The sequence below is a fragment of the Blautia hansenii DSM 20583 genome (assembly GCF_002222595.2).
GTDB classification, from domain to species: domain Bacteria; phylum Bacillota; class Clostridia; order Lachnospirales; family Lachnospiraceae; genus Blautia; species Blautia hansenii.
The window spans coordinates 2,414,944-2,431,631 of sequence record NZ_CP022413.2 but is presented as its reverse complement, the minus strand read 5'-3'; the positions used below and the strand labels follow the sequence as shown (position 1 = coordinate 2,431,631).

Sequence of the window (16,688 nt, the reverse complement as noted above, 5' to 3'; positions counted from 1 at the left end):
AATAAAGATACAGATTAGGAGGTAAGTATCATGAAAAAAGTTTTAGAAGTCAGAAATCTTTCCAAGAATTACGGAAAAAAAGGATATGAAACTGCTGTGCTGAAAGACATCAGCATGGACATTTACGAGGGTGATTTTATTGCCATTATGGGACCAAGTGGGGCAGGAAAAACTACATTTTTAAATATGTTGTCTACCTTAGATAAGCCTTCATCAGGGAAAATTCTTTTAGAAGGGCAGGATATTACGGCTTTAAGCAACAAGGAGCTTTCTTTAGTAAGACGAGATAAAATCGGATTTATTTTTCAGGAATATAATCTGCTGGATAATATGACAGTGCAGGATAACATTGCCCTTCCGCTCTCTTTAAACGGAGCGCCGCAAAGAGAAATTATCAGAAAAGTGCAGGCAAGAGCCGTGGATTTTGGACTGGAGTCTCATTTGAGAAAGTACCCTTATCAGCTTTCCGGAGGACAAAAGCAAAGAGCTGCCAGCGCCAGAGCGTTGATTACAAAACCACGTATTTTGTTTGCAGATGAACCTACGGGAGCGCTGGACAGCAAGTCCGGAAAGGATTTATTAGGGTGTCTGAAAAATGCCAATGAGCAGGAAAATGCCACGATTTTAATGGTAACTCATGACGGTTATACGGCAAGCTATGCAAAGGAGGTATACTTTTTAAAAGACGGAAAAATTCACAGCCGCCTGACGCAAAAAGACAGCAGAAAAGCATTTTTTGAGGAAATTATGACGATGCTGGCAGTTATGGGAGGTGAGGGAGAATGAAGCTCTTATCTCTGTCCTTTTCCAACTTTAAACGTAGTGTCAGGGAGTACGGAATGTTAATTCTTTCCCTTACTTTTTCAATTTTTGTATTTTTTAATTTCCAAAGTGTTATTTATTCTGAGTCTATGGATGTTCTGGAAAATTATAATAAAGAGTATATTGACATTATTGTTCAGGCTGCATCCGTAGTATTCGGTGTATTTTTATTTTTCTTTATCTGGTATGCTTCCAATGTCTTTCTGAACCAAAGAAAAAAGGAAATCGGAATTTACATTTTTATGGGGTTGGATAATGTAAGAATAGGAAAAATGTATATGCTGGAGTCGGTATTTATCGGATTGTTCTCACTGCTTGCAGGGATTGGAACAGGCGTCTTGTTTTCCAAGCTGTTTCAAATGCTTCTTTTAAAGCTGTCTGACATCAGCGTAGACATTAAGTTCTCTTTTTCATGGGAAGCGATACTGATTACAGCGGGAATGTTTCTTGTTATTTATGGTCTGATGACCTTAAAAAGCTACCATACTTTAAAGACCAGCAGTGTCTTAAATTTGCTTTCCGGTGCAAAACAGCAGGAAATGCAAAAAGAAAAGTGGATAATTACATTTCTGAAAATCGCAGGCGGTGTGGGTATTCTGCTATTTGGATATTATCTGGCGTGGGACACAGGAGATATCAATTCTTTAGGAAATGCTTTAGGGGCTGTTGTTCTGGTAATTGTAGGGGTTTACCTTTTGTTTTCCGGACTTATTCCTGCCATACTTCGTAAGCTCTCAGGAAATAAATATTATTTGTATAAGAAAGAGCGTACTTTATGGGTAAACAATCTGGCGTTTCGTATGAAAAAGAATTACAGAACGTATGCAATGGTAACGGTACTGATGATTTGTTCTGTGACTGTTATGGCGATTTCTATTGCTATGAAACAGCGTTATGAAAAGATTACACACTTTGACCAGACTTATACCTATCAGGTGCTAAGCAGCGAAGAAAAGAACGGGGAAGAAATTGCCAAAGGAATTGAGCAGGAAAATAAAGTGAAATTCTGGAATGAAATGCAGGTGGTTATGGTAGAGCCTTCTGTGGTGCACAGCAAATATACTTATACAGCTTACGGATTGGTTTCTTTTTCAGATGTGAAACAAGCGGCGAAAAAAGCCGGACTTCCTTTTGACTATAAAGAATTGAAGGACAAGCAGGCAATCGAGCTTTCCCATGAGGTTCTTATGGATTTATCCGGAGATGCAGATGAGAATTATAAGCAAAAAATCGGAAGTGAAACATATGACGTAATAAAAGCAGATAATACGCCTTATTTCGGAGCGCTGCAAAACGATACGAAGATTTTTATTCTCAGTGATAAAACCTTTGAAAGCCTGAAAAATTTAGGAAGTATTACATATTTTTACAATTATAGAATTGAAAATATGAAAAATATGGAGGCGTCCAGAGCATACCTGAATACACTGGCACAAAGCAGTGAAGACGGACAGGCATTTACAGGCGTAAATTATACGCAAATAGACGGAAGGCAGGACAGTTGGATAAGAGTCATGTATTCCCTTTGTATCTTTATGTTTGTAACCCTTGTATTGGCAGCAGGAAGTATTATCTTTTTGAAAATCGGCAATGAAGTATATGAGGATAAAGAGCGATACAAAACTTTGGAGAAAATGGGAATTCAAAAGAAAAGCCTGAGAAAATCTGTACGAAATGAAATCTGTTTTACTTACTATTGTCCCTTTGTTCTTATGATGATTACCTCCTATTTTTCTGTAAAAGCGCTGGGAAATGTTATGAGAGAGGATTTGTTCATGGTGAACATCTGGAGCATGGGAATTATTCTTTTGGTATTTACAGTGATTTGTGCAATATCTGTTTATACGGCAAAGAAAAAGTTGTCCTTAATTTCATAAAAAATGAGAAAATTGTTGACAAATAAATTACAATATGATATAAGTTACCCATGACTAACTAAAAGGTTGTCGCATTAAGTGCATAATTTAAATGCTGTTTAATACGACAGCCTCTTTTTCTGAAACAAAGTAAGTCTAAACTAACTAATGATATGCGGAGGAAATCATGGGAAAGACAAAACGTGGATTGTGGATAGGAATTGCATTTTTAATGATGGGGGCAGGAGCTGTGGGTGTTGTTTTGCCGATTTTACCAACAGTTCCCTTTTTAATGGCAGCTTTGTACTGTTTTGCAAGAGGCTGGCACAAACTGGAAAACTGGTTTCGACAGACTTCTCTTTATCAAAAGCATTTAGAACCCTTTATGGATAAAAAAGAGATGACAAGAAAAGCCAAGCTTACCGTCATGCTTTCTATGACGATTTTCATGGGAATTGGCTTTGTCATGATGGAGCAGGTACCTGTTGGAAGAATAATTTTGGCGGCGGTATGGCTGTTTCATATTCTTTATTTTACTTTGGGAATAAAGACGGTGAAGAAAACCTGTGTAGCAGGGGAAAACTTTAATTAGAGAAAAGAGGAGAGAAGATGATTAAAAAAAGACTAATCGGACTTCTAAAAGAGTCAAAGAAATATATTGTTCAAAATGTACTTTGGCAATGGTTGGGATTATTGGCACAGATAGTGGCGATTTTAGCCATAGGACAGCTTTTGAATACTGCCATATTTGGTAGTATAACCGGCAGACAGCTTTTTCTGACAGGAATGATATGCGTAAGTGTCATTCTCCTTAGAATGATAAGCGACAAGAAAGCAGCAGAGGCTTCGTTTCTGGCGAGCTCTGACGTAAAAAGGATTTTGCGTGAAAAGATATATGAAAAACTGGTACGCCTCGGCTCATCTTATAAAGAACAGATTTCTACTTCTGAGGTGGTACAGCTTTCTGTGGAAGGTGTGGAACAGTTAGAAACGTATTTTGGAAGATATTTACCACAGTTTTTTTACAGTTTGTTAGCGCCTGTTACACTGTTTGCGGTGCTCTCCTTTATCAGTTGGAAAGCAAGTCTGGTGCTTCTCGTTTGTGTGCCTCTTATTCCTCTTTCTATTGTGGCGGTACAGAAATTTGCCAAAAGACTTTTGAAAAAATATTGGGGCAGTTATACGGAATTAGGCGACAGCTTTCTGGAAAATTTACAGGGGCTTACAACACTGAAAATTTATCAGTCTGACGAAAGAAAAGCACAGGAAATGGATGAAGAAGCAGAAAAGTTCAGAAGCATTACCATGAAAGTGCTGACCATGCAGTTGAACTCCATCAGCGTTATGGATTTAGTGGCTTACGGAGGCGCTGCTGTGGGAATGATTGTTGTGGTAAGGGAATACATAGCCGGAAATTTGGGTTTTGCAGGAGCTTTTGCTATTTTACTGTTGGCAGCGGAGTTTTTTATTCCTCTGCGTTTGCTGGGCTCTTTCTTTCACATTGCTATGAATGGGATGGCAGCCAGTGATAAAATTTTCCGATTGTTGGATATGCCGGAAAGAGAGCAGGGGGCAGAAGAGCTTTCGGGAGAGAACTTAGATATTACTTTTGAACAGGTGAGCTTTTCTTATGAAAAGGAACGTCCGATTTTAAAAGATGTGAGCTTTCATATTTCAAAAGGACAATTTGTTTCTTTGGTAGGAGAGTCCGGGTGTGGAAAAAGCACGGTTGCATCTCTGATTTTAGGAAGAAACAGGCAGTATCAAGGAAGAATTCTGCTGGGAGGCACGGATTTAAAGAAGATAAAAGAAAAAAGCTTAATGGAGCATGTTACTTTAGTAAGACACAACAGTTATTTGTTTAAAGGCACAGTAGAGGAAAATCTCCTTATGGGAAATCCCAATGCCACACAGGAAGAAATGACAGAAGCATTAAAAAAAGTAAATTTATGGGAGTTTTTGAAGGGACAGGAAGGTCTTTCTACAAAGCTGGCGGAAAAAGGAAGCAATTTCTCAGGTGGGCAGTGTCAGAGACTTTGCATTGCCAGAGCGTTGCTTCACGACACAGAAATTTATATTTTTGATGAAGCGGCATCTAATATTGATATGGAAAGTGAAGAAATTATTATGGATGTTATTCGACAATTAGCAGAAACAAAAACAGTGCTTTTGATTTCTCACAGGCTGGCAAATGTAAAGAAATCCCATTGCATCTATGTTTTGAAAGAGGGAAAAATTGTAGAAAAGGGAACACACAAAGAATTACTGGAACAGCAGGGAGTATATAAAGAAATGTATATGACACAGAAAAATCTGGAAAATTATGGATTAGAACAGGAGGCATCAGCATGAAAAGAAGAAGCGGAATAAAAGTCATGGGACAGCTTATTGGGCTTGTCGTGCCACTTTTACATGTTATGCTGGCGGCGATTTTCTTAGGTGTGGCAGGCTTTTTATGTGCTATTTTTCTCACGATTTTAGCGGGAACAGCTTTGATGTATTTTGATATGCCAGTGATTGTAAACATTCATATTAAGATTTTAATTGCATTTGCGGTTTTAAGGGGGATTCTTCATTATGCAGAGCAGGCATGCAACCATTATATTGCTTTTAAATTATTGGCAATTATCCGTCATAAGGTGTTTGCCGCTCTTAGGAAGCTGTGTCCGGCAAAATTAGAAGGCAAGGACAAAGGAAATCTGATTTCGATTATTACCAATGATATTGAGCTTTTAGAAGTTTTTTATGCACATACTATTTCTCCTATTGCCATTGCATTTTTCACTTCTCTTATTATGGTGGTTTTTATCGGAAGGTATCATATTTATGCAGGCATTTGGGCGCTTGTTTCCTATCTTTTGGTAGGTGTGGGCGTACCGCTGTGGAATGGAAGGAAAAGCGCTTCTACCGGAATGGAATTTCGCTCCGGCATCGGAGAATTAAACAGTTATGTATTAAATTCCCTCAGAGGCTTGGAAGAAACCATACAGTATGGGCAGGAAGAAAGCAGAAAACAGGAAATGTCTGAAAAATCACTGGAACTGCTGAAAAAACAAAAAGAGTTAAACCGTATGGAAGGAAATACAAGAGCGCTTACTAATCTTCTGATTTTACTCAGCTCCTTTGGAATGTTATTTTTTACTTTATTCCTTTATAAAAATCAGCAGATGAGCATAGACGCAGTAGTTCTTTGCACAATTTCCATGATGGGTTCTTTCGGACCGGTTGTGGCGCTTTCTAACCTTTCCAATAACTTAAATCAGACGCTGGCAAGCGGAGAACGTGTATTGTCTATTTTGGAAGAAGCGCCGAAGGTGGAAGAAGTTTTCGGACAGAAAGAAGTAAGCTTTGAAAATGCGTCTTGTGAGCAGGTAACATTTTCTTACGAAGATGAGGTGATTTTAAAAGATTACAGCATTTCTTTGCCAAAAGGAAAAATTATCGGTATTCACGGAAAAAGCGGTTCAGGAAAATCTACACTCTTAAAATTGTTTATGCGCTTTTGGGATGCAGATAAAGGGGCAGTAAATATTTCGGGAACGAATGTAAAGGACATCAATACAAAAAATCTTCGTGATATGGAAGCCTACGTAACACAGGAAACTTATTTGTTTCATGATACCATAGCAAATAATATTAAGATTGCAAAACCGGAGGCATCTCAGGAGGAAATTATAGAGGCGGCGAAAAAAGCATCCCTTCATAGTTTTATCGAAAAGCTTCCAAAAGGCTACGATACACAGGTGGGAGAATTGGGAGACACCCTTTCCGGCGGAGAGCGCCAGCGAATTGGAATTGCCAGAGCATTTCTTCATCAAGCTCCGCTTCTTATGCTGGACGAGCCGACCAGTAATTTAGACTCTTTAAATGAGGGCATGATATTGAAAGCATTGAAAGAAGAATGTAGAGAAAAAACAGTGGTGCTGGTATCTCATAGACAGTCTACTATGAAGATTGCAGATAAAGTGTATGAGATGGAAAACGGAAGAATTTCTTAAAAGAGTAAAAAGCTATCGCATTATGTGATAATCAGAAAATCTATACATTTTTAGCGAATTTGTCGAGCACGCTTTGAGATTACAAGCTCAAAATGAGCGCAGACTGAGCATAAAATGAATAGATTTTCTTGATATACACTGAAATCGACAGCTTTTACAAGGTCTTATAAACCTCCGCCAGCATATCAACCAGAAAATCCTGAGAAAAACGGCTGGTATCGACACATAGCTGGTAATTATCCAGATTATTCCATTTCTGGTCGGTGAAAAATTCGTAATAAGATTTACGTGTTTTGTCCATCTTCTTTACAAGGGCACGGGCGCTTTTTTCTTCTCTGCCTAAGCGTTCCATAACTGCTTTTACACGGTACTCATAAGGGGCATACACGAAAAGACTTAGACAATCATCACCCAGTATATAATTGGCACAGCGTCCTACAATGATACAGTCTTCTGTTTTTCCGAGACGTTCAATAATTTTGGACTCCGTTTCAAAAAGAACATCATTCATAGGATGAAAATGATACTGTGGCTGCATCTGCATCTGTTCGTTGATTGGAAGTCTCCATTGGTTGGCTTTCTTTTCGTCTACCTTTAATAATTCCTCGTAAGGAATGTCGTTTTCCTTACTGGCAAGGCGGATAAGCTCATGGTCATAGAAGTGTATTCCCAGCTTGTTTGCCAGTGCTTTTCCTAAAAGACGTCCGCCGCTTCCATACATACGATTGATAGTAATAATACGATGACTCATACGAAACCCTCCTTTTAACGTTCACTTTATATAGTAAATTATAACACTAATAGTCCGAAAATTCCAGAAAAATTAAGTAAATGTGTGAAATATATTTAGGGGGATAAAGGCATAAACTGCCTTTTTCGGCAAAAAATCGTCTTTCTAAAGGCTAGAAGGTTGCTTTTTTTAGGGTTTTATATTATATTAAGTTAGGTAATGTCATTTTGGAGATGGCAGTATAAAGGAGAATAGAATATGGAGAATACAAATAGCAAAAAAAAGATGAGCTCGGCAAAGCAAAAGAAAAAGCGGGTTCGAAAAGCTTTTCGTATAGCCGGTGAGATTCTGGTTGGAATTCAAATTCTTGCGACTCTTGTTTTTATTGGCTTCACATGGAGATTGGGAATGATTCCTGCCAAGTATGTAGTGGGGTTTGCGGCATTACTTTTTGTTTTTGCGGCGTTGCTTTTTACTATGCAGGTGGTGACCAGAGGAAAAGCGATTGTCAGTAAAATTGTCAGTATTCTGATGTCGGCTGTTTTGATATTCGGTTCTGTATATATGTATCAGACACATGATGCCATTGAGGATATCAGCGGAGATACCCTCGGAAAACAGGTACATAGTGTGCTGGTTGTAGTCAGAAAAGACGATGATGCAGAGAAGGTATGGGATACCAAGGACTATGTTTATGGTGTCCAGTCAATAGAAGATGACAGCGAAATGGCGGAGGCAATGAAGAAGGTCAATGCTGACGCAGGGAAAGAAGTTTTGACAAAGGAATTTGATACCTTAAACGATCAGGTGGCAGGTCTGTTAAGCGAAACCGTAGATGCGATTGTGTATGACGAAAGCTTCAGCGGAATTATCGAGGAAGTAAATGAGAATTATAACAGCAAAGTAAAAGTCATTGCACAGTACAGCATTGAGAGCAAGAGCGACAGCATGACACAGGGAGTTTCTCCTGACGTAAACGTAAAAGATGAACCGTTCAGTATGTTTATCAGCGGTATTGACGTCTATGGACCGATTTCTTCAAAGAGCAGAAGTGATGTAAATATTATTGCAACCGTCAATCCTGAGACAAAGCAGATTTTGCTTACCAATACACCGAGAGACTTCTATGTAACAATTCCTGAGGTGTCAGGTGAGAAAAAGGATAAGCTGACACATGCGGGTATTTACGGCGTAGATAAGTCCATGGCGGCTTTAGAAGAATTATATGATATTGAAATTCCGTTTTATACAAGAGTAAACTTTACTTCTTTGATTACTATGGTTGACTTAATGGGCGGCGTAGATGTAGAGTCAGAATTTGAATTTACTACAAGCGGCGCCGGTGGTGAGATTATGGATGTAAAGAAGGGCATCAATCACTTTAACGGTGCACAGGCGCTTTCTTTTGCCAGAGAACGTTATAATGTTCCGGGCGGAGACAACCAGAGAGGTAAGGACCAGATGGCTGTTATTCAGGCCATGTTTAAGAAAATGATTACTCCGGAAATGCTGGTAAAAGCGCCAAAGATGATTTCCGAAGTAAGCAACAGCGTAGAAACCAATATGTCTATGGAACAGATACAAAGATTAATTCAAAGTCAGATTGACAATGGCGGAGAATGGACGATTAAATCTGTTGCAGCAGAGGGTACAGGGGATCAGGCATTTTGTTACTCTGCACCGGGTACTGCTTTGTATGTTACAATTCCGGATGAAACTTCGGTTGCGAACATTAAAGTGCTGATGGACAAGGTGGAAAACGGTGAAATGCTTCCAAGCGACACGCCAAATGAAACAGGGGAAGCAGTAGAATAAGAAAAAAACACAACTGACGAAAGTCAGGAACGATATTATGATAGAGGTGCAGGTTTCAAGAGTACCCTTTTGCAAGGCAGGGCAGCCGCAGGAGGGGAAAGGGGAAGCTGCCGAAGTGGGAAAATCTGCCCGAGATTTTCCTGCTGGGACATGGTATAAGATATCATGTACTGTCACGACAAGTGGAGCGCTATCATCATTGGTCATACTCAATAGATTTCGGTAAAACCATGAATGCGTTCCCAGCAGGGAGTATCGTTCATGGTTTTTTTATACATTAAAACAAAGAAAGGAAAATTGATTATGACAAAGAAAAGAAAACTTTTTACCGGTATGGCAATTTTTATGCTGCTTATGATGACCTTTGCAGTCACTGTATTTGCCGGAGGTGAGGCGGAAGCGCCAAAACCACAGATGTATGCTACCTTTTGGGCTTTAGTACCTCCCGTTGTAGCCATTGTTTTGGCATTGATTACAAAAGAGGTTTATAGCTCTTTGTTTATCGGTATTTTAGTAGGAGCTTTATTCTCAGCAGATTTTGGATTTGAGAAAACTGTAAATAATATTTTGGAAGGTGGCTTTATTAAGGTTCTTTCCGACTCCTATAATGTAGGTATTTTAATCTTTTTAGTGATTTTGGGGACGATGGTGTGCATGATGAACCATGCAGGCGGTTCAGCTGCTTTTGGTAAATGGGCAAGCACCCATATTAAAACAAGAGTCGGCGCACAGATTGCCACAATCTTGCTGGGGATGTTGATTTTCGTAGATGACTATTTCAACTGCCTGACGGTAGGAAGCGTTATGAAGCCTATTACAGACAAGCACAATGTTTCAAAAGCAAAATTTGCATATTTAATTGACTCCACAGCAGCTCCGATTTGTATCATTGCTCCTATTTCTTCATGGGCAGCCGCAGTCAGCGGATTTGTGGAAGGGGAAGACGGTCTGGCAATTTTCATGAGAGCAATTCCGTATAACTTCTATGCGCTTCTTACCATTGTTATGATGTTTGGTCTGGTACTGATGAGAGTGGATTTCGGTTCTATGGCAATCCATGAAGCAAACGCTTTAAAGGGAGATATTTATACAACAGGAAAGCGAGTGGATGAAGAAGTTTCAGAGAAAAAACCAAATCCAAGAGGAAAAGTAATTGATTTGGTAGTGCCTATTCTGGTTCTGATTGTTTGCTGTATTATCGGTATGATTTACACTGGGGGATTTTTCAGTGGAACGGATTTTGTAACAGCGTTTTCCCAAAGTGATGCTTCATTAGCATTATCTATCGGAAGTGTATTTGCTTTTCTGATTACAGTTGTTTTTTATGTTGCAAGACGTGTGCTGTCCTTCAGAGACTGCATGGACTGTCTTCCTGACGGATTTAAGGCAATGGTGCCGGCAATTTTGATTTTAACCTTTGCATGGACATTAAAAGCCATGACAGACAGTCTGGGAGCAGATGTTTTCGTGGCAACAGCTATGGAAAGCGTAGCAGGAGGTCTGATGAATTTACTTCCGGCGATTATCTTTATCGTAGGCTGTCTGCTGGCATTTGCAACAGGAACTTCATGGGGAACTTTCGGTATCTTAATTCCGATTGTTGTAGCTGTTTTTGGAGAAAGTAATCCGCAGCTTATGATTATTTCTATTTCTGCATGTATGGCAGGCGCAGTGTGCGGAGACCATTGCTCACCGATTTCTGATACCACGATTATGGCATCCGCAGGGGCTCAGTGTAATCATGTAAATCATGTTTCCACACAGCTTCCTTATGCAGTGACAGTAGCCGGTGTAAGCTTTGTTACCTACATTATTGCGGGCTTTGTTCAGTCTGCATGGATTGCCCTTCCGGCGGGAATTCTTATGATGCTCGGCGTTTTAGCAGTTATTAAATATAATCACAAAAATAAAAATAGATAATTGATATTAAATTTAGAAAAATAGCAATATATATAAAAAAAATCGCAAGATGAGCATAGAAATTTTGTGGAATATTGTATATCCTTAGTGTATAACAAAATGCTTTGAAAATGCGAAAGGAGAAAACATGAGCGAAACAAATTTTAAAGGTCGTGTAACCATTCCGACAGACGTGGACGTGGTACCGGAAACTCTGGAACTAGTAAAAAGATGGGGAGCAGACGCTATCCGTGACTGTGACGGAACAGACTATCCGGAAGAATTAAAAAATGTAGATGCAAAAGTATATTCTACTTACTACACAACAAGAAAAGACAATGAATGGGCAAAGGCAAATCCGGACGAAATTCAGCAGATGTACATTATGACACCATTCTACACAGCAGTAGACAGCGAGTTATCCATTCATCTGATGAACCACCTCTATCCTGATATGCTGAAGGTAAATTCTCATGACGATATTACACGTTGGTGGGAAGTTATTGACAGAACAACAGGAGAAGTAGTTCCTGTAACACAGTGGGATTACAGCGAAGAAACAGGTGACGTGACAATCCACGATGCAAAGGCATTTCACGATTATACAGTCAGCTTCTTAGCTTACATTATGTGGGATCCGGTACACATGTACAATGCCGTTACAAACGGATGGACAAACTTTGAAAAACAGATTACATTTGATGTTCGTCAGCCGAAAACAAAAGAATACTCCATGAAACGTCTTCGTAAATTTATTGAAGACAACCCACATGTAGATGTTATTCGTTACACAACCTTCTTCCATCAGTTCACATTGATTTTCGATGAACTGGCAAGAGAAAAATATGTAGACTGGTACGGATATTCTGCATCTGTAAGTCCATACATTCTGGAACAGTTTGAACAGGAAGTGGGATACAAATTCAGACCGGAATTTATCATTGATCAGGGTTACATGAACAATACATACAGAATTCCGTCTAAAGAATTTAAAGATTTCCAAGCATTCCAGAGAAGAGAAGTTGCTAAACTTGCAAAAGAAATGGTTGACATTACTCATGAATGCGGTAAAGAAGCAATGATGTTCTTAGGCGACCACTGGATTGGTATGGAGCCGTTTATGGACGAATTTAAGAGCATCGGCCTTGACGCAGTTGTAGGAAGTGTTGGAAATGGTTCTACTTTACGTCTGATTAGCGACATCAAGGGAGTAAAATATACAGAGGGACGTTTCCTTCCATATTTCTTCCCGGATACATTCCATGAAGGCGGAGATCCTGTAAAAGAAGCAAAAGTAAACTGGGTAACAGCAAGACGTGCAATTTTAAGAAGCCCAATCGACCGTATCGGCTACGGCGGATACTTGAAACTGGCTATGGAATTCCCTGAATTCATCGATTACGTAGAAAGCGTATGTAACGAATTCAGAACCTTATACGAAAACATCAAAGGAACTACTCCATACTGCATGAAGAAAGTAGCTGTTTTAAACAGTTGGGGTAAAATGCGCGCTTGGGGTAACCACATGGTACATCATGCAATTTACTACAAACAGAACTACTCTTATGCAGGAATTATCGAAGCATTAAGCGGCGCTCCGTTCGATGTAAAATTCATCAGCTTTGATGACATCAGAAACACTCCTGAAATTCTGGATGACATTGATGTTGTATTAAATGTAGGCGGTGCATATACAGCATACACAGGTGGAGACAACTGGGCAGATGAAAAAGTTGTAACAGCAGTGAAGAAATTCATTTACAATGGCGGCGGATTTATCGGCGTAGGCGAACCGACAGCATACCAGCATGAAGGACGCTACTTCCAGTTAGCAGGCGTTATGGGTGTTGAAAAAGAAACAGGCTTTACTCTTAATACAGATAAATACAACTGGGAAGAACATGACCACTTTATTATCGAAGACTGTAAAGGTGATGTTGATTTCGGTGAAGGACAGAAAGCAATCTATGCTCTGCCGGAAGCAACCATTATCAAACAGAAAGACAAAGAAGTACAGATGGCTGTCAATGAATTCGGAGAAGGAAGAAGCGTTTATATCAGCGGTCTTCCATACAGCTTTGAAAACAGCCGTATCCTTTACAGAGCAATTATCTGGGCTTCTCATGATGAAGAAAACCTGCACAGATGGTTCTCTGACAACTACAATGTAGAAGTTCACGCTTATGTAAAAAATGGCAAATACTGTGTTGTAAACAATACTTACGAGCCACAGGATACTACGGTATACAAAGGTGACGGAACAAGCTTTGATTTACATCTGGAAGCAAACGAAATTAAATGGTACGAAATCTAAGATAGAAAAAAGAAGTCGTAGAAATTACGGCTTCTTTTTTTTGCGGTAAGCATTTGGTGTTGTTCCCGTTAAACGGCGAAAGGTTTGAGAAAAATAGGATTGAGAGGAAAATCCGCTGATTTCGCCTATTTTTGTCACCGAATAATTGGTGGACTCCAACAAGTAGCGGGCTTCCTCCACCCTGCGCTGAATTAAGTAGTTGATTGGGGAGACGCCTTTGTAATTTTTAAAGGCATGAACCAGATAATATTTATTGATATGCACCAGAGCACTTAATGTGTCCAGCGTAATATCTTCATGATAGTGTTCGTTGATGTATTGCTCCACCAGTCTGCATTCTCTGGTGGTTTTCTGCCTTGGGGCAGAGAGAAATTCCTGCCGTGTACTTCTGGCTACGGAGAGTAAAATCAGTTCCAGCAGGTTTTGGCAGATTGTCTGATAGCCTTCCTGCTGTGTCTGAATTTCTTTGACAAGGGTGCTTAAATACCAGGGAATTTCCCTATGTTCACGGGAAAGGGAGAACACACTGTAACTATATGGGGCTTCTTTTTCAGAATACTGAAACTGTACCCCTTCAATTCCCAGTGCAATGTATTCCCAAGGTTGCTCTTTGTTTCCAAATTCAGTGTGAGGAATATTGGGATTGATAAGTATAAGGTCATTTTTCTGCACCGGAATTTGTTTTCCTTCGATTTGAAAGTATCCTGTTCCTTTTGTCACAAAAAACAACTCAGAAAAGTAATGGGAGTGTTCCATACTGTGCCAGTCTTTGTCAGAGGTGGCACAGGTGACATAGAGAAGCTGGGCTTTTAAAAAGTCGGAGTCAGAGCCTTCGAAAGGATAGCGAACATTACTCATACGCCTTTTCCTCCTCCTTCATTTCCTTCATAATACTTCTGTTTATGACCACAGCCAGAAGAAAAGCACAGATATCGGCAACAGGCTGAGCCATCTGTATTCCTAAAATTCCCAGAAGCGGCGGCAGTACAAGGACGGCGGGGACGAAGAAAATTCCCTGTCGGGCAGCAGCTAAAAGGGAGGCTTTGAAGGTTTTTCCAATGGTCTGTGTCATCATGTTGTTCATAATTACCCATCCGGAAAGGGGTAAGGCAACACACTGCATTCGCAGAGCAACCGTGCCGATGACAATAACCTGTAAGTCATCTTTTCGGAAAACAGAAATAAGAGAACCGGCGAAAAGAAAGCCAGTAATGCCGATAAAAATAAGTACCACAGTAGATACTTTTACGCAGAACCAGAAAGCTTCTCTGACACGGCTGAATTTTTTTGCCCCGTAATTAAAACCGCATACAGGCTGAAAGCCCTGCCCAAAGCCAATCAGTGCAGAAATGGCAAATTGGGAAATGCGGGATACAATGGACATAGCGGCAATAGCGGCATCTCCGTAAGGATTGGCAGCCAGATTTAAAGCCAGAATGGAGATGCTTCCAAGACCCTGACGAAACAGAGAAGGAAGACCGCCCTGCGCAATGATTTTTAAATTGTATTTTAAATATTTCATGGATTTTAATTTTAAAGGAATACAGCCGGATATCTTTATTCCCCAGAGGAGCAGAAGAAAGCTGACAAACTGGCTTAAAATGGTTGCCAGAGCAGCTCCGGAGACTCCCATATTAAATTTAAAAATAAAAAGGGGGTCCAGAAAAATATTTAAAATTCCACCGGAGGTAATACCAATCATGGCGTAAAAGGCATTTCCCTGAAAGCGCAGTTGATTATTCAAAACAAGCTGTGCCGTCATATAGGGCGCACCCAGCAAAATAATACCAAGATAATCTTTTGTATAAGGCAAAATTGTAGAAGTAGAGCCTAAAAGCAGGGACAGAGGCTCTAAAAAAAGAAGCCCGAGAACCGTTACGCAAAGCCCGCATAAAAATGCAGAAAAAAATCCAATTCCTGCAAGCTGTTCTGCCCTTTCGGTATCCTTAGCGCCCAGCCTTCTGGAGATGGAATTTCCGGAACCGTGGCCGAAGAAAAAGCCGAGAGCCTGTATAATTGCCATAACAGGGAATACAATTCCTACGGACGCAGTGGCGCTTGTTCCCAGCCTTGATACAAAAAAGGTATCGGCAATATTGTAAATAGAAGTAATCAGCATACTGATTATGGTCGGAACTGCCATTTTTCCGATGAGCGAGGGAATAGGGGCAGTTGTCATCATTTGAAATTTTTCTTCTTGTGTAATTTTATGCTTCAACATTTTGCTCCTTCCTGTTTTGAAATGTAAGCGTTTTATTTATTATAGGCTTTTTTGAAAGAGCAAACAAGAGAAAACTTACGGACGGAGATAGTTACGCATAGTTTTTAGCGCATGCTTTTCCAGACGACTGACCTGCGCCTGAGAAATACCGATTTCTTCTGCTACCTCCATTTGCGTTTTCCCTTCGTAAAAGCGCATGGTAACAATATGCTGTTCTCTGTCATCTAATTTTTTTAATGCTTCTTTTAAAGCAATGTTTTCAATCCAATTATCTTCTTTATTTTTTTTATCGCTGATTTGGTCCATGACATAAAGGGTATCCCCTCCCTCTGTATAGACAGGTTCATACAGGCTGACAGGACTTTGAATGGCATCCAGAGCATATACGATTTCCTCTTTATCAATGCCGATTTCTTCGGCGATTTCATTGATGGTAGGTTCTTTTAAATTTTGCTTTACATAATTTTCTTTTGCATAAATGGCTTTATAGGCAACATCCCGAAGGGAACGGCTGACACGAATGGCGTTGTTATCTCTTAAATAGCGTCGTATTTCGCCGATAATCATGGGAACCGCATAAGTTGAAAACTTTACGTTTAAGGTGGTGTCAAAGTTGTCAATGGCTTTAATCAATCCCACGCAGCCAATTTGAAATAAATCATCTGCATTTTCATTGCTGCTGGAAAACCGTTTAATAACGCTTAGAACCAGCCGCAGATTACCTTTAATGTATTGTTCTCTCGCTTCAGGATCACCTTCTTTAATACGCACAAATAGTGCGTCCTTTTCTTCATTTGTGAGAATAGGAAGACGTGAAGTGTTTACGCCGCAAATTTCCACTTTATTAAGTGCCATAGCAAGAAATCCTCCAATCATGTAATAAAAATACTGCTATGAAAAGCATTCTCCATGAAACGGTACAATATACGATAAAAGGGGAAATTTAATAAAGTTTTAGACCTTGACATTAAGATGTTGCTTTTTTTGATAATACGCTAATAAACTAATTGAATAAAAAATATGAATATAGTAA

At 39.7% G+C, this 16,688-nt stretch carries 12 protein-coding genes and 1 riboswitch; of the genes, 8 read left to right on the top strand and 4 right to left on the bottom strand.

The features are described from left to right. The first annotated feature begins 30 nt into the window (after positions 1-30). The 5 genes from CGC63_RS12330 to CGC63_RS12310 all read left to right on the top strand — a co-directional run bounded on the left by CGC63_RS12330 (position 31) and on the right by CGC63_RS12310 (position 6,676). Positions 31-786 (top strand): ABC transporter ATP-binding protein, encoded by a 756-nt coding sequence (locus CGC63_RS12330; RefSeq protein WP_003022612.1) that lies wholly within the window; start codon positions 31-33, stop codon positions 784-786. After that, positions 783-2,699: an FtsX-like permease family protein gene (locus tag CGC63_RS12325; protein WP_003022603.1), complete on the top strand. Its 1,917-nt coding sequence runs from the start codon at positions 783-785 to the stop codon at positions 2,697-2,699. The genes CGC63_RS12330 and CGC63_RS12325 overlap by 4 nt, the downstream gene beginning before the upstream one ends. Before the next feature lie 166 nt (positions 2,700-2,865). After that, positions 2,866-3,270: a YbaN family protein gene (locus CGC63_RS12320; protein ID WP_003022601.1), complete on the top strand. Its 405-nt coding sequence runs from the start codon at positions 2,866-2,868 to the stop codon at positions 3,268-3,270. A 17-nt stretch (positions 3,271-3,287) separates the two neighbouring features. Next, complete coding sequence (locus tag CGC63_RS12315; RefSeq protein ID WP_003022599.1) at positions 3,288-5,030, top strand: ABC transporter ATP-binding protein/permease; 1,743 nt, start codon at positions 3,288-3,290, stop codon at positions 5,028-5,030. After that, positions 5,027-6,676 carry an amino acid ABC transporter ATP-binding/permease protein gene (locus tag CGC63_RS12310; protein WP_003022597.1) on the top strand — a complete coding sequence of 550 codons (1,650 nt, stop codon included), beginning with the start codon at positions 5,027-5,029 and terminating at the stop codon, positions 6,674-6,676. The genes CGC63_RS12315 and CGC63_RS12310 overlap by 4 nt, the downstream gene beginning before the upstream one ends. 154 nt (positions 6,677-6,830) lie before the next feature. Here CGC63_RS12310 and CGC63_RS12305 read toward each other — a convergent pair whose 3' ends face one another. Further along, a complete protein-coding gene (locus tag CGC63_RS12305; protein WP_009246478.1) occupies positions 6,831-7,427 on the bottom strand; it encodes a cytidylate kinase-like family protein in 597 nt (198 codons plus the stop codon). 237 nt (positions 7,428-7,664) lie between these two features. On the opposite strand from CGC63_RS12305, the gene CGC63_RS12300 reads away from it, so the two are divergent. The 3 genes from CGC63_RS12300 (at position 7,665) to gnpA (ending at position 13,434) form a co-directional block, all read left to right on the top strand. Then, positions 7,665-9,221 carry an LCP family protein gene (locus CGC63_RS12300; RefSeq protein ID WP_003022595.1) on the top strand — a complete coding sequence of 519 codons (1,557 nt, stop codon included), beginning with the start codon at positions 7,665-7,667 and terminating at the stop codon, positions 9,219-9,221. A gap of 33 nt (positions 9,222-9,254) precedes the next feature. Continuing rightward, positions 9,255-9,422: riboswitch (Lysine riboswitch) on the top strand. A 144-nt stretch (positions 9,423-9,566) separates the two neighbouring features. After that, the gene (locus CGC63_RS12290; protein WP_411329650.1) at positions 9,567-11,141 is read left to right on the top strand and encodes a Na+/H+ antiporter NhaC family protein; all 1,575 of its coding nucleotides are present in this window, start codon (positions 9,567-9,569) and stop codon (positions 11,139-11,141) included. 127 nt (positions 11,142-11,268) lie between these two features. Beyond that, entirely contained in the window at positions 11,269-13,434 is a 2,166-nt protein-coding gene (gene gnpA / locus CGC63_RS12285; RefSeq protein WP_003022589.1) for a 1,3-beta-galactosyl-N-acetylhexosamine phosphorylase, read from the top strand. A 24-nt stretch (positions 13,435-13,458) separates the two neighbouring features. Here the strand turns inward: gnpA and CGC63_RS12280 are convergent, their stop codons facing one another. The 3 genes from CGC63_RS12280 to sigG all read right to left on the bottom strand — a co-directional run bounded on the left by CGC63_RS12280 (position 13,459) and on the right by sigG (position 16,510). Further along, complete coding sequence (locus CGC63_RS12280) at positions 13,459-14,292, bottom strand: AraC family transcriptional regulator (protein WP_003022587.1); 834 nt, start codon at positions 14,290-14,292, stop codon at positions 13,459-13,461. Next, positions 14,285-15,655 (bottom strand): MATE family efflux transporter, encoded by a 1,371-nt coding sequence (locus CGC63_RS12275; protein ID WP_003022586.1) that lies wholly within the window; start codon positions 15,653-15,655, stop codon positions 14,285-14,287. Before CGC63_RS12275 ends, CGC63_RS12280 begins: the two co-directional genes overlap by 8 nt. A gap of 75 nt (positions 15,656-15,730) precedes the next feature. Beyond that, positions 15,731-16,510, bottom strand: a complete 780-nt coding sequence (gene sigG / locus CGC63_RS12270) for an RNA polymerase sporulation sigma factor SigG (protein WP_022239593.1) — start codon at positions 16,508-16,510, stop codon at positions 15,731-15,733. Between the last annotated feature and the right edge of the window lie 178 nt (positions 16,511-16,688).

What these genes read in the sequence shown, in the direction of transcription:
- CGC63_RS12330 (WP_003022612.1), top strand. Translation starts at nt 31, where the DNA reads ATGAAAAAAGTTTTAGAAGTCAGAAATCTTTCCAAGAATTACGGAAAA.
- CGC63_RS12325 (WP_003022603.1), top strand. Translation starts at nt 783, where the DNA reads ATGAAGCTCTTATCTCTGTCCTTTTCCAACTTTAAACGTAGTGTCAGG.
- CGC63_RS12320 (WP_003022601.1), top strand. Translation starts at nt 2,866, where the DNA reads ATGGGAAAGACAAAACGTGGATTGTGGATAGGAATTGCATTTTTAATG.
- CGC63_RS12315 (WP_003022599.1), top strand. Translation starts at nt 3,288, where the DNA reads ATGATTAAAAAAAGACTAATCGGACTTCTAAAAGAGTCAAAGAAATAT.
- CGC63_RS12310 (WP_003022597.1), top strand. Translation starts at nt 5,027, where the DNA reads ATGAAAAGAAGAAGCGGAATAAAAGTCATGGGACAGCTTATTGGGCTT.
- CGC63_RS12305 (WP_009246478.1), bottom strand. Translation starts at nt 7,427, where the DNA reads ATGAGTCATCGTATTATTACTATCAATCGTATGTATGGAAGCGGCGGA.
- CGC63_RS12300 (WP_003022595.1), top strand. Translation starts at nt 7,665, where the DNA reads ATGGAGAATACAAATAGCAAAAAAAAGATGAGCTCGGCAAAGCAAAAG.
- CGC63_RS12290 (WP_411329650.1), top strand. Translation starts at nt 9,567, where the DNA reads ATGCTGCTTATGATGACCTTTGCAGTCACTGTATTTGCCGGAGGTGAG.
- gnpA (WP_003022589.1), top strand. Translation starts at nt 11,269, where the DNA reads ATGAGCGAAACAAATTTTAAAGGTCGTGTAACCATTCCGACAGACGTG.
- CGC63_RS12280 (WP_003022587.1), bottom strand. Translation starts at nt 14,292, where the DNA reads ATGAGTAATGTTCGCTATCCTTTCGAAGGCTCTGACTCCGACTTTTTA.
- CGC63_RS12275 (WP_003022586.1), bottom strand. Translation starts at nt 15,655, where the DNA reads ATGTTGAAGCATAAAATTACACAAGAAGAAAAATTTCAAATGATGACA.
- sigG (WP_022239593.1), bottom strand. Translation starts at nt 16,510, where the DNA reads ATGGCACTTAATAAAGTGGAAATTTGCGGCGTAAACACTTCACGTCTT.